Genomic DNA, 15,537 nt, shown 5'->3' on the forward strand with positions numbered 1-15,537 from the left:
GGCCCCCCATGGACATCACCACCTCGCTGATCTTTGTCGAGATCCTGACCATCGTCAACAGCATCGCCGCCTTCCTGCTCTGGCGGGTGCATCGGCAATTGCGCGGGCTGGCCTCTGTGTCGGTGGGGTGCCTGATCCTGGCCGTGGCCTTCATCCTGCATGGCGTGCGCACGCCCGTGGCCATCACCATCGCCAACACGGCCATGGTTCTGGCCATCGGCATGGTGGCCGAAGGCATGTTGGTGCTGGCGGGGGGGCGGCCCCTGCGCTGGCTGGTTCCCGCCCTGGCCGTCTTCACGCTGCTGCTGTGGACGGCGATGCTGTGGCTGGTGCCCGACAATGTACCCCTGCGTGTCGCGGTCGCATCCCTGATCTATATCGGGTTTTATCTTCGCCTGCTCTGGAGCGGCATGCGCCATGCCGGGCGCTTCAGCGCGGCCCGCACCTGCATGGTCGTCAGCCTGTGGACCCATATCGGCGTGCTGGTGGCACGTATGGTTGCGGCCCTGGTGCATCCCGACCCCAACTTCGTGTTCTCGCCCGCCGTGCTGCCCTGGTTCATGCTGGAAGGGGTGGTGGTGATGAACCTGACCTTCTTCTCTGTGATGATGATGGTCGGCACGCGCCTAGACGAGGATTTGAAGGAACGGACCCACAGCCTGATGGCCGAACGGCGCATGCATGGGCAGTTGCGACAGTTCCTGTCCATGTTGGGGCATGAATTGCGCACGCCGCTGGCCATCATCGACCGGTCGGCCGAACTCAGCCTGGAGTTGCTGGACCGGCCGCGCGGACCGGTGGCGCAACGGCTGGACACGATCCGCACGACGGTGGAGCGGGCGCGCAGCCTGATGGATAATCTGCTGACGGCCGAACGGGCAGAACTGGCCTCCGCTCATGGGGACCTGGTCGATATATCCCAGGTCGTCCGCGACCTGACGCGGGTGTTGGGGCAGAAATATGCCGACGGGCGCATCCTGGCGGACCTGCCGCCGACCTCCCCCCTGGTGCGCGGCGACCGCGAGATGCTGGCCGTGGCCATCGGCAATCTCCTGGACAATGCCCTGAAATTCTCCGCCCCCGATCAGGCGGTGCAGATCGGCCTGCAGGATGGCGGCATGGTCACTGTCACCGTCCGCGACAGCGGCATCGGCTTTCCCCCGCAGCAGATCGCGCAGATCGGCCAGCGGTTTTTCCGGGCCGGAAACACTGGTGCCATTCCCGGCACCGGCCTGGGCATGAGCATCGTGAAAGCCGTGGTCGATCGCCATGATGGGCGGCTGGAACTGCACAACCGCCCAGAGGGTGGGGCCGTGGTCACCCTGACCCTGCCGCATGCAGAGATGAAGGCCCGGCGGCCGGGGTGAGGCGGATGCCGGCCCCCGACGCTGCCCCTGAATATCGGGGGGCGGTCTGCGCCGCACCCGGGATCGCCGGCCCCTGATCTTCGGGCCTTGTTAACGCTACCCGCGCTGACCGGGTGCGTTCAGCCGGAAATGTCCCTTATCCCCGCCGCGTCCCGCCCGGGCGCCCCCTGTGAGACGGCGAGGATGACGGATTCTGACAGAATCCCCCATCATCCACCATGTAAAATGTCAAAAACCAACAATATTCAAGTAAATATGTCGAATTATGCATGTTCTCAACAAGTTTCCGAGTTTGTATTTTGGTCCAGCGTCAATTGAGGCATCCATCCGGATGCGATAAGACCTGAGATGTAAATGCAATATCAACGAAATGAAGAAAATCATCAAGTGCAGATGAAAAATAGCAGCTTTCTATCTTCCTGAGATCTTCAGGAGGAGTGCCGATTTGCTGCCTGACCTGACCCGATGGTCGGGAGGGGCGGCTTTTCCCTGCCAACCGCTTCCGGCACGCCCCCATGCCGGCCCCATGCCAAGGATGAGTAGCATGCTGACCTGCGCCGCCACCCAGCAGATCACCCTCGCCCCCATCGTCGCCGGCTTCCCGGCCGCCGTTTCCCCGATGGCCCAAGAGGAAATGATTGTCATCGACACGGCAGTGGCCGATTGGGAACGGCTGCGCGATGCAGCGGCCCCGGTCGCCCAGGTGGTGACGGTCGGGGCCGGACAGGATGGTCTGGCGCTGCTGGCCGAGGCGCTGCTGGCGCGCGATCCGCAATCCGGCCCCGTCGCCGCCATCCATCTGATTGGCCATGGGGAACCCGGTATTCAGCATCTGGGCACCGCCACGCTGGACGCTGCCGCCCTGAATGCGCGCGCGGATCTGTTCACGGCGATGGCCGCCGCCCTGGGCGGGGAGGGGGCCCTGTTCCTGCATGGCTGCGCCGTTGGTGCCGGTTCGGCCGGTGACTGGCTGCTGGCGGGCCTTGCCGCCCTGACCGGTGCCAATGTCGCCGCCGCCCGGCAGCCGGTGGGTGATGGGTACTGGCAGTTGGACAATGTCCACGGCCATCTGCCCGACAGCGCGGCAATGGATCGGCTGGTCGCTTCCGGCTTCTCCGGCCTGCTGGCGGAAAAGCCGGTGTTGACGGGCGGGAAGACCGACCTGACCTATCTCAGCAATGTGAATAACGTCGATAACGACATCCCTGATCTTGACTGGCTGACATCATCGACCATGTCAGCCGACGGCAAGTTTGTCTACGTCTCGGGCAGGTATACTGACGGGATCCTGGTTTTCGCGCGTGATGCCAGCACGGGCGCACTGACCCTTGTCAGTCAGGCGAAGAACGGCATAGACGGATTTGCCGGCCTGACGATCACGATTTCGCCGGACGGCAAATCCGTCTATGCCGTGGTTGGTTACGATGGAGACGATTCCGACATCTATGTGTTCAGCCGCAACGCCACGACCGGTGCCTTGACCTATACCAGCAAGGTTGAGGAGGGGTCCAATGGGGTCAGCGATTGGTCTGGCGCGCTTGGTCTCGCGGTCTCACCTGATGGCAATAATCTCTACGTCACCAGCTCTAATGATGACACGATCGTCACCTTCACGCGTGACACCACCACCGGTAACCTGACCTTCGTCGAGAAGTTGCAGGATAACCAATGGGGGGGGTTCCACAGCTTGACGGGTGCCGAAGACGTGGCCATCTCCTCCGATGGCAAATCGGTCTATGTTGCGTCCTTTGGTGGTACTACCGAGGTTAGTACCGTGACAGCCTTCAGCCGGAATGTCACGACTGGTGCCCTGACCTTTGTCGAGTCCTTTGAAGATGGTGAAGGTGGTGTCAATTACCTGCATAGAGCGCGTGGTGTCACTGTTTCACCCGATGGCGCGTTCGTTTATGTGGCTGCTTACAGTGACACTGCAGTCAACATCTTTTCACGCGATGCCAATACCAGTGCTTTGACCTATGTCGGGGTCGTCCGCAACGGCGAAAACGGGGTCACGAGCATGGACGGCCCTACAAAACTTACGGTGACCCCGGATGGCAAGGCACTTCTTGTCGCTAATCTCCTCGGTCATTCCGTGATCGTTTTTGACCGGAACCCGACAACGGGTGCCCTGACCTTTGCGGAACAGCTTCTAGATCAAAACAGAAATGGCGGCAAACTAAGCGGCTCCAATCACGTCATTGTTTCCCCAGACGGAAAGCACGCTTATGTCACTGCGAGATTGGATGACGCTGTAACGGCATTCAGCATCAGCCCGCCGCTGATCACCTTTACCGAAGATGCTGGCGCTGTGGCGCTGGTGCCGAATGCCGTCCTCACCGACGCTGACAGCACAAACCTCAAACGGGCCACCATCACCCTATCGGCCACGCCCGATGGTGCAGCGGAAAGCCTGTCGGCCATCGGTCTGTCCGGCGACATTACAGCCGCCTATGATGCCACCACCCGTACACTGACCCTGTCGGGCACGGCCAGCGTTGCCGATTATCAGGCGGCCCTGCGCCTGGTGAAATACAACAATACCAGCAACGAACCGACGACGACGGATCGCACCCTTACGATCACCGTTACCGACAGCGGCGATCTGTCCAGCGATGCCTTGACAGGTATATTGTCGCTTACCAACGTTAATGATGCCCCCACCCTGACCGCCACAGTGATCACCGACGCCAATGCGGCGGCGGGCAGCGGCACCGCCATCAGTCTGTTCCGCGATACCGCCATTTCCACGGTGGAGGCGGGGCAAGGGGTGACCCGTCTTGCCCTGACTGTGGCCGGTGTCACCGATGGCACCAAGGAATTCCTGACCATCAACGGTAGTGATATCGCGCTGACCAACGGCAATGCGGTTGCCGCTGGCGGCTACAACTATGCCGTGACGCTGTCCAGCGGCACGGCCACAGTCACGGTCACCCCGACCAGCAGCGCAACGACCAGCACCATCGCCAGCATGGTCAATGGTATCACCTATAAGAACACGGGTTCGGCCACTGGCACCCGGACTGTCACCATCACCGGTCTTAAGGATAGTGGCGGCACCGCCAATGGTGGCCAGGATACAGCCACGCTGTCGATTGCCACCACCCTGACGCTGACCAAGGTCGCCCCGACCGTGACCGACCCTGTGGTCGGCGGTGTCACCGTTACCCCGCCGATGCCGGTCTACACGGAGGATGGGAATGCCGCGGCGGTCGTGCCCAGCGCCACCCTCGGCGATGTTGACAGCGCCAATCTGAAGCGGGTCACGGTCACCCTGACGGCGACGCCCGACGGCACGGCGGAGAGCCTGTCGGCCACCGACCTGCCAGGCGGCATCACCGCGGCCTATGACGCCACGACCCGCACCCTGACCCTGTCGGGCACCGCCTCTGTCGCCCATTATCAGGAGGCGCTGCGGCTGGTGAAATATGCCAATACCAGCAATGAACCGACCACGACGAACCGCCAATTCACCATCGTCGCCACCGATACCGACGATCTTTCCAGCACGGGTTACACCAGATCGCTGTCGGTTGTGGCTGCCAATGACGCACCGACCCTGACGGCAACCGCCAACAGCGCGGCCAAGGCGCTGGCTGGCAGCGGCACGGCCCTGAGCCTGTTCCACGACACGGTTATTTCCACGGTGGAAGCGGGTCAGGGCCTGAAAGGCCTGACCCTGACCGTTGCCGGGGTGACGGACGGGGCCCAGGAAGTCCTGACCATCAATGGCACCGATATCGCGCTGACCAATGGCAATGCGCTGACGGCGGGTGGTTACAGCTATGCGGTCACGCTGACCAACGGCACAGCGACGGTGACCGCCACCGCAAGCAGCAGCGCCACAGCCAGCGCCATGGCCAGCCTGATCGACGCCATCACCTATAAGAATACGGGGGAGGCGGGCGGCCACCGCACCGTCACCCTCACCGGGCTGACGGATGATGGCGGTACGGCCAATGGCGGTCATGACACGGCCAGCCTGTCCGTCGCCACCACTTTAACCCTGATGGACAATCCGGTTGTCAGCAACGCCGGCACCGACACGGTGAGCTATCGCGGAAATCTCCAGACATCCGGGTTTATTGCCGACGCATTGGGCATGTCCCCCGACGGCAAGTCCGTTTACGCGGCGAGCAGCGAGGGTGTTCTTGAGGTTTACAGCCGCAATACTGACACAGGCACCCTGACCTTTGTCAGTTCCCTGCGACAGGATGAAGAAAATCCCAACGGCGTGAACGGGCTTATTGGCTCTACGGCTGTCGGGGTGTCCGCTGACGGCAAATCCGCCTATGTAACCAGCTTCGACGGCAAGATTGCCCTGTTCAACCGTGATACCGGCACGGGTACGCTGACCTATGCCGGCTTCGTCATGAACGGCTTGAATGGTGTCAGTGGCATCAGCCGTCCGACAAGCATAACAAGCTCGTCAGATGACAAGTTTGTCTATGTTGCCGGTAGCGACGGCAATCTTGTCACCTTCAGCCGCAATACCACCAACGGTTCCCTGACTTATCTTGGAAAGCTGCAGGATGGTGTGGGGGGTGTCGACGGGCTGGCAGGGGCCAACAGCGTTAAACTATCGCCGGATGGCACGTCTCTCTACGTAACCGGCAATGGCGACAATGCCGTCGCTTTCTTCAGCCGCGATGCATCGACCGGTGCCCTGACTTATGGGGGATCCATCAAGGATGGGGTCGGGGGCGCCGATGGCCTGAACCAGCCGCAAGACGTTGTCGTGTCGCCAGATGGCCAGTTCGCTTACGTGACTTCTTCCGGTGACGATGCGATCAGCATCTTTTCACGCAATCCCAGCACCGGTGCCTTGACCTATGTCGGCGTCGTCCGTAACGGCGAAGATGGGGTCAGTGGTCTGGACGGTGCGCACAAACTGGTGGTGACGCCGGATGGCAAGTCCGTCCTGGCCGCTGGTATTCTTGACTCCTCTTTGGTCCAGTTTGAACGGAACACGACGACGGGTGCCCTGACTTTTGTGACGAAGCTGGTCAACGGCGTCGATGGTGTCGACAAACTTCTCTCCCCTGGTCCCGTCCTGGTGTCCCCGGACGGAAAATCCGCCTATGTCGCGTCTGGAACGTACGCTTTTCTGACGGCGTTCAGCATTGACCAGGCGGCATCCGTAGCCGCCTATACGGAGGATGGTGGCGCTGTGGCGCTGCTGCCGGCTGCCACCCTTAGCGACGCGGACAGCACCAATCTGAAGCGTGCCACCATCACCCTGTCGGCCACACCCGACGGTGCGGCCGAAAGCCTGTCCGCCACCGGCCTGCCCGGCGGCATTACGGCCACCTATGACGCCACCACCCGCACCCTGACCCTGTCGGGCAATGCCACTGTGGCCGATTATCAGGCGGCGCTGCGGCTGGTGAAGTATGACAATAGCAGCAATGAACCGACGACGACGGATCGCAGCTTTACCGTCACCGTCACCGATGCCGACGATCTGTCCAGCGATGCACTGACCAGCACCCTTACCGTGACGGCGGTCAATGATGCGCCGACCCTGACGGCAACCGCCCATGCCGATGCCAAGACCGTGGCCGGCAGCGGCACGGCTGCCAGCCTGTTCCACGATACCGCCATCTCGACGGTGGAGGCCAGTCAGGGCCTGAAGGGGCTGACCCTGACCGTGACCGGGGTGACGGATGGCACCAAGGAATTCCTGACCATCCAGGGCAGCGACATCGCCCTGACCAACGGCAACACTGTTTCCGCCAACGGCTACAGCTATGCCGTGACCCTGGCCAGCGGCACGGCGACGGTCACCGTCACCGCCGCCAGCAGCGCCACGATCGGCACCATGGCCAGCCTGATCGACGCGATCACCTACAAAAGCACGGGGGAGGACGGCGGCCACCGCACCGTCACCATCACCGGCCTGACGGATGATGGCGGCACGGCCAATGGCGGCCATGACACGGCCAGCCTGTCCATCGCCACCACCGTGACCTTGATGGCCAAGCCGGAACTGATCGCCCCCGGGCTTACGCTGCCGGCCTTTGCCGGGGCCGTGGTCAATGGGGAGGACCAAGTCACTGGCCTGACCGGCCCTGTGACAATGACCATCTCCGCCGACGGCAAATCCGTCTATGCCCTCAGCACATTCAACAGCATCATTGTCTTCCATCGCAATGAAGACACGGGCGCCCTGACCTATGCCAGCACCCTGGAAAACGGGGTTGGGGGTGTCAGCGGGCTTCTGTCCCCCACCGCCGTCACGGTGTCCGGCGATGGTCATTCGGTCTATGTGACCAGCGGCACCGACAATGCCATCGCGATCTTCAACCGCGACACCACGACCGGTGCGCTGACCTATGTCGCCAAGGTCAAGGATGGTGTCGACAATGTTACCGGCCTGGCCGACACGTCCGCCGTCACCGTCTCCCCGGATGGACATTCGGTTTATGCCGTGGGCAGGCAGGGTAACGCCATTGCCATCTTCAACCGTGATGCCGACACCGGGACATTGACCTATGTCGGGACGCTTCAGGACGGCGTGAATGGTGTCGACGGGCTGGCAGGAGCCAGCGGGGTTACAGTGTCGCCGGATGGCAAATTCGTCTATGTCGCCAGCCGGAACGATAATGCCGTCGCGATCTTCAACCGCGACAGCGCGACCGGCGCCTTGACCTATGTCGGCGCCGTCACGCATGGCGTGAATGGTGTCGAAGGTCTCGACCATGCCACCGGCATCAGCCTGTCGCCCGATGGCATGTCGGTCTATGTCACCGGACGCAGCGAAGACAACACCATCACCGTCTTTTCGCGCGATGCCGACAGCGGCGCGCTGACCTATGTCGAGGTGATCCGCAATCGGGTCAACGGCGTCGAAGGCTTGTTTGGGATCTCACCGGTCACGGTGACGCCCGATGGTACCAAGGCCTATGTGGCGGCCGCTTCCAGCGATGCGGTCCTGGTATTCACGCGCGACCCGGCAACGGGGGCGCTGACCTATGTCGACAAGCTGGTCGATGGTCAGGGGGGCGGTGACAAGCTGGCCGGGGCCAGTGCCGTCATCGTGTCGCCCGACGGTAAATCCATCTATGCGACATCGCGCTTCGACAACGCCATCACCACCTTCACCGCGCCACAGATCACCTATACGGAGGATGGCAGCGCTGCGACCCTGGTCCCGGATGCTGTGCTGACCGACAATGACAGCGCGACCCTGAAACGGGTGACGGTCACCCTGTCGGCCACGCCCGATGGTGCCGCCGAAGGCCTGTCGGCTGTCGATCTGCCCGGCGGCATCACAGCCGCCTATGATGCCACCACGCGCACCCTGACCCTGTCGGGCACGGCCAGCGTTGCCGATTACCAGACCGCCCTGCGCCTGGTGAAATACGCCAACAGCAGCAACGAGCCGACGACCACGGCGCGTACCGTCACCATTACCGTCACCGATACCGACGACCTGTCCAGCCGCCCGGTCACCGGCACCCTGTCGGTGGTCAGCGTCAATGACGCGCCGACCCTGACGGCGACGGCCAACAGCGATGCCAAGGCCACGGCCGGCAGCGGTACGGCCATCAGCCTGTTCGACGACACCACCATTTCGACGGTGGAGGCGGGCCAGGGCCTGAACGGGCTGACCCTGACCGTCGGCGGTGTCACGGATGGGGCCAAGGAATTCCTGACCATCAATGGCAGCGACATCGCGCTGACCAACGGCAATGTGCTGACCGTCAATGGCTATAGCTATGCCGTCACGCTCAGCAGCGGCACGGCCACCGTCACCATGACCGCGACCAGCAGCGCCACGGCCAGCGCCATGGCCAGCCTGGTGGACACCATCACCTACAAGAACACGGGCGCGGAGGCCGGCACCCGCACCGTCACCATCACAGGTCTGACGGATGATGGCGGGACCGCCCATGGCGGCCATGATACGGCCAGCCTGTCCGTTGCCACCACCGTGACCTTGATGGCCAAGCCGGTCCTGACCATTCCCGGTGTCGGTGAAGCGGGCCATGTCAGCCATGTCACCAATGGCGAGAACGGCGTCAGCAATCTTAACAAGGCCGAGAATATCGTCATTTCCCCCGACGGTAAGTTTGCCTATGTGACCGGTGCGGAAATTGACGGGATTTTCGTCTTCACGCGTAACACTGACACGGGCGCCCTGACCTTTGCCCAACAGATCAAGAACGGGGAAAACAACTTCAGCAACCTGACCGGCCCCGGCGCCCTGGTTATGGCGCCCGATGGCACGTCACTGTACGCGTCGGCCTCTGACAGCGACACGCTTTACATGTTCACCCGGAACCCCTTCACCGGGACCCTGGTTTACATGGGCGTGCATGCAAATGGTGTGAATGGGGTGAGCGGCCTGGACGGTCCGCTCAACCTCACGGTCGCGCCCGACGGCAAGTCGCTCTATGCCATCGGCCATGACAGCAACACGATCGTGACCTTTATCCGTTATCCTGACGGTTACGTGCAGTATCTGGGAACGCTGCAGGATGGCGTGGATGGTGTCGATGGGTTGGACGGCGCCCGTTTCGTCACGGTCTCCCCGGACAACACGTCCGTCTATGTAACGAGCACCGGGGATGACGCCATTGCGTTCTTCAGCCGCGATGCATCGACCGGCGCCCTGACCTATGTCGGGTCGCTCAAGGACGGTGTGGGCGGGGTCGACGGCCTGGACCAGGCCAGCGCGGTTACCGTTTCGCCGGACGGCAAATCGGTCTATGTGGCGAGCGTCGATGACGATGCCGTCAGCATCTTTTCCCGCGATGCCGCGACGGGGGCATTGACCTATGGGGGGCTGGTCCGGGATGGCGACAGCGGGGTCAGCGGTCTGGCAGATCCCAATGCCATCACGGTGGCACCCGACGGCACAGCGGTTTACGTGACCAGCCGGGGAGGCAGCGCCCTCTTCATATTCGATCGGGATGCCACGACGGGCGCCCTGACCTTTGCCACGAAACTTGTCCAAGGTGCCGGGGTGGGGACAAGCTGTCGGCTCCCGACTTCCTGACCCTGTCGCCCGATGGCAAGTTCGCCTATGTCATCTCTGACACTCAAGAGGCCATCACCACCCTTCAGTTGGGTCAGCCGCTCAAGCGGGTTTATACGGAGGATGGCGCCGCCGTGGCCTTGGTGCCCGATGCCACCCTCAGCGACAGCGACAGCACAACCCTGAAGCGGATCACCGTCACCCTGGCGGCCACGCCCGATGGTGCGGCCGAAGTGTTGTCGGCCACGGACCTGCCGTCCGGCATCACGGCCGCCTATGATGCCGCGACCCGCACCCTGACCCTGTCGGGCACGGCCAACATCACTGATTACCAGGCGGCCCTGCGGCTGGTGAAATATGCCAACAGCAGCGACGCCCCGTCGACCGTGGATCGCGGCTTCACCATCACCATCACGGATGCCCAGGACAATAACAGCGCGACCACGACCGGCAGGCTGACGGTGACGGCCGTCAATGATACCCCCACCCTGACGGCACCCGACGACATCACCCTGACGGATACGGCCGCGGTCGACAGCTTCACCGGTCAGACCGGCACGCTGACCGCCAGTGACCCGGACAGCGGCAGCCTGACCTATGGCATCAGCACGGGACAGGCCGCCACCCATACGGCGGACGGCATCAGCTATGATCTGTCCAAGGCCGGAACCTATGGCACGCTGTACCTGAACAGCAGCACGGGGGCCTATCTCTATGTCCCCAATACCAACGCCATTCAGGCCCTGAAGGATGCACAGACGGACAGCTTCACCCTGACCGTCACCGATGGCGTGGTCATCACGCCCACCAGCCAGACGCTGACCATCCGGGTCGATGGCGCCAACGACGCCCCCGTCATCAACTCCGCCGCCACGGCCAGCGTGGCCGAGGGCACGGTGACGGTCACCACCGTCACCGCCACCGATGTGGAAGGCGACAGCATTTCCTACAGTATCGCCGGCGGGGCTGACGGGGCGCTGTTCACCATTGATGCCACCACGGGCGTCCTGTCCTTCGCCGCCGCGCCTGATTTCGAAACCAAGGCCGATGCCGATCAGGACGGCGTCTATCAGGTGACGGTACAGGCCAGCGACGGGCAAGAATCCTCGACGCAGACCATCGCCGTCACCGTCACGAACATCAATGACGCCCCCACCCTGACCAGCACGGCCAATCCGGCGGCGACGGTCGCCGCCAACAGCAGCGACCCGTCCACACGCCTGTTCAGTGGCAGCAGCATTTCGACGGTCGAAGCCGGTCAATTGCTGACCCGGCTGACCCTGACCGTCGGCGGCATCAGCGATGGTGCCCAGGAAAGGCTGGTCATCAATGCGCAGACGGTGGCCTTGACCGCTGGCAACAGCGTCGGTGGCGCCGGCCAGCCGTCCATCGCCGTTGCCGTCAATGGCACCACCGCCACCGTCACCGTCGATTTCAGCCAGGGCATCAGCGCGGCCGATCTGGCCAGTCTGATCAACGCCATCACCTATGCCAACCAGGCGCCCACGGCCAGCGGGCAGCGCACCGTCACCCTGACGGCGCTGCGCGATGATGGTGGCACGGCCCAGGGCGGCCAGGACACGGCCAGCCTGTCCATCGCCACCTCTGTCACCATTCAGCCGGACACGACCCCGCCGGGCACGCCCACCATCACCTCCGGCCCGCTGACCAATGACGCCACCCCGGTTCTGACCGGCACGGCAGAGGCCGGCAGCACTTTGGACATCAATGTCAGCGGCGCCCGGTATCAGGTGCAGGCGGATGGTGACGGGCAATGGACCGTGGATCTGGGTGCGGCCACGCCCAGCAGCGGCATCCTGACCCTGAACAGCAACGGCACCAACGCTGTTTCGGTGACCGCCACGGATGCCGCCGACAACAGTTCCGCCCCCGGCACGCAATCGCTGGTCATCGACACGACCCCGCCGGGCATACCCGTAACCACCTCCGGCCCGCTGACCAATGACGCCACCCCGGTTCTGACCGGCACTGCAGAGGCCGGCAGCACCGTGGATATCAATGTCGGCGGCACCCGGTATCAGGTGCAGGCGGGTGGTGACGGGCAATGGACCCTGGATCTGGGCGCGGCCACGCCCAGCAGCGGGACGCTGACCCTGAACAGCAACGGCACCAACGCCGTTTCGGTGACCGCCACCGATGCCGCCGGCAACAGTTCCGCCCCCGGCACGCAATCGCTGGTCATCGACACGACCCCGCCGGGCATACCCGTAATCACCTCCGGCCCGCTGACCAATGACGCCACCCCGGTTCTGACCGGCACGGCAGAGGCCGGCAGCACTGTGGACATCAATGTCGGCGGCGCCCGGTATCAGGTGCAGGCGGATGGTGACGGGCAATGGACCGTGGATCTGGGCGCGGCCACGCCCAGCAGCGGCATCCTGACCCTGAACAGCAACGGCACCAACGCCGTTTCGGTGACCGCCACCGATGCCGCCGGCAACAGTTCCGCCCCCGGCACGCAGGAACTGAGAGTCGACACCCTGGCCCCGACACTGACGGGGGCCCGCTTTGCCAACCCGCAGATGCAGGTTGGCAGCACGGGCGACGTGGCCTTTACCATCAGTGGCGGGGAGGCCGGCGCCACCTATCACTGGACCATCACCGCCAGCAGCGGCGGCAGCATCAGCGGCACCGGCGTGATGGGCGGGCCAGAGGCCCGGATCACCGGCGTCGACCTGCGCAGCTTTGCCGAAGGAACCCTGACCTTGTCGGTGACCCTGACCGACCCTGCCGGCAATCGCAGTCCGGTGACGACGGGTACGGCGACGATCGTGTCGGCGACACCCGGACCGATCGATCCGGAACCGGAGGCCTTGATTGACGGGACCAAGGTGACGGGCACCACCACCACCCGCCCGGACGGCACCACCACGACCACGGTGGTGATCGACGCCCCGACCCCCAGCCGCCAGGACGATCCCACCACGCCCAGCAGCACGACGGCCGACATTCCAGTCGTGCGTGAGCAGGTGTTCGACGCCCAGACGGGGCAGATGCAGACCGTGACCACGCTGATGATCGGTGTCCCGGCCGGTGTCACCGTCACCAGCGCGGGTTCCGGCCACCGCACTGATCCCGGCCGGTCGCTCACCGACCTGATCCGGGAGATCGAAGCCCGTACCGACGCGCAGGACAGCGCCCGTGTGGACCTGAGCGGCGGTGCCACCGGCTTCCTGTCCAGCCTGGCCAGCAACAGCATGCTGCTGGTGCGCAGCGTCGATATCGGCGGCGAAGGCGGGACGACAGCGATCACCGGCAACAGCCCCGCCAGCGACCAGCCCATCGCCCTGGTGGTGAACAGCACCAACGCGCACGGTCCCGTCACGGTTCAACTGGACCATGTGGATTTTGCGGCCATCATCGGTGAGGCCACCATCGTCGGTGGGGCCGGGGCGCAGGTGGTCCATGGCGACAATGCCAGCCAGACCATGATCCTGGGGCCGGGTGATGACGAACTGCATGGCGGCGGCGGCAATGACACCGTCGCGTCAACCCTGGGCAATGACAGCCTGTTCGGCGATGACGGCGACGATCTGCTGCATGGCGGTGCCGGTGACGACTGGCTGCTGGGCGGCGCCGACAATGACCTGATCGGCGGTGGCGACGGCAATGATCGCGGCTTTGGCGGCACTGGCAACGACATCCTGTTCGGGGAGGAGGGGGACGATGTCCTGACCGGCGACGCGGGCAATGACACGATCGATGGCGGCACCGGGGACGATATCCTGTTCGGCGGGGACGGCGATGACTGGCTGCATGGCGGCAGCGGCGCCGACACCCTGTCGGCGGGTGCCGGCAACGATACGGGCCTGGGCGGCGCCGGGGACGACCTGATCGGCCTGGGTGACGGCAGTGACCTGGGCGTGGGCGGTGACGGCGACGATATCCTGTTCGGGGAGGCCGGCAACGACACGCTGATGGGCGGCGCCGGGGCCGATATGATCGATGGCGGCGCCGGGGACGACCTGATCTTTGCCGATGGCGGTGGCGACACGATCTGGGGCGGTGCCGGCCACGACACCTTCGCCCTGGGGGCCACGTCCGGCGGGACGGTCATTGCCGATTTCAACATCGGCCAGGATCGTCTGGCGCTCTACGATGCCAGCCTGGATTTGGGCAGCATCATCGCCAAGGCCCGGGTCGTGGATGGCAACACGTTGCTGGATATGGGCGACGGCCAGATCGTCACCATCATCGGCCGCACCGGCGATGTCGCCAACTGGTTCCTGGACCCGATGGGGGCATAAGCAAGGGCGGCCCCACCCGGCGCCCTGTCAGGGTTGTGCCACCGGCATGAGATGTTGGCTCATGCCGGTAGCCCCCGCGGTGACGGCCGCCCCCCCGACAAGCGACGACGACAGACCAGGGCAGCCTCCAAAACCGGCCAAAACCGATCCAGAGACTGACATTTCTATCTTGCTCAGGACTGACATTTTAACTTTGCGCCTACAGATAGAAGATTGATAATGTATGTTATGGCAAATAATGGAGCAATTGGTGAGCGGGGGAGGTGGCGTCACGGGCCGGATGTTGATATCCGTAATCGCAGCACGTCAAGGAGATACGAATGTTTTTCAATCCGGATACCGTTAAGGAGCTGACCCGTCGCGATTCACGCGTTTTTGACAGAATTGTTTCTACTATAAATTCACCGTCAGGCAGGCTGCAAAGTGCCATGCTGTCCGCCGCCTATGAGGCATTCAATCTGTTCGCGGCATCCGCCGGGCTTGTCGCCCCGGCCTTGGGGATCGATACCTCAGACGCGCCGGGGAAAGTCCAGCAGATCGTACGTAAAATCAGCACCATGCTGCCGGCGACCTTCGTGTCCGAGGGTCTGTTGCGGTCGATACAGGACAGGGAATGGCAAAACAGTCTGCCGCCGGATGACAGGAAAGACGTTGATGAACATGTGATGCCCATTTTTTCCATGGTGAATGGCAGGGCCTTCATGATGGACCCCGCAGCCTTCTTCGATGGGGCATTCACGGCGGCGATGCTCAGTCCGCGATGCCTTGTCATCGGCTCGGAAGAACGACGTATTGTCCGGACCGGGCAGCCATCCATCAGATTGAAGATGGACCTGGAAGAGATCGCCACAATTCAACCGTTTCTGAGATACACGCCCGATCATCTATCCCACCATGATCGTCAGCCGTTCAGCGTTTTCCG

Annotated in this window: 4 protein-coding genes; all 4 read left to right on the plus strand. The window is 63.4% G+C overall.

What is annotated here, in order from left to right:
* Positions 1-8 precede the first annotated feature (8 nt).
* On the plus strand, positions 9-1,367 hold the full coding sequence (locus KBA48_RS06670; protein WP_292904466.1) for a sensor histidine kinase KdpD: 1,359 nt from the start codon (positions 9-11) through the stop codon (positions 1,365-1,367).
* 544 nt (positions 1,368-1,911) lie between these two features.
* Positions 1,912-10,368: a beta-propeller fold lactonase family protein gene (locus KBA48_RS06675; protein WP_292904468.1), complete on the plus strand. Its 8,457-nt coding sequence runs from the start codon at positions 1,912-1,914 to the stop codon at positions 10,366-10,368.
* Between the two features lie 113 nt (positions 10,369-10,481).
* Positions 10,482-14,615 carry an Ig-like domain-containing protein gene (locus tag KBA48_RS06680; protein WP_292904470.1) on the plus strand — a complete coding sequence of 1,378 codons (4,134 nt, stop codon included), beginning with the start codon at positions 10,482-10,484 and terminating at the stop codon, positions 14,613-14,615.
* Positions 14,616-14,935: 320 nt separating this feature from the next.
* Positions 14,936-15,537, plus strand: a 602-nt coding sequence (locus KBA48_RS06685; RefSeq protein ID WP_292904472.1) for a hypothetical protein, incomplete at its 3' end; no start/stop codon positions are given.

The organism is Niveispirillum sp., from assembly GCF_017996735.1.
Lineage (GTDB): Bacteria > Pseudomonadota > Alphaproteobacteria > Azospirillales > Azospirillaceae > Niveispirillum.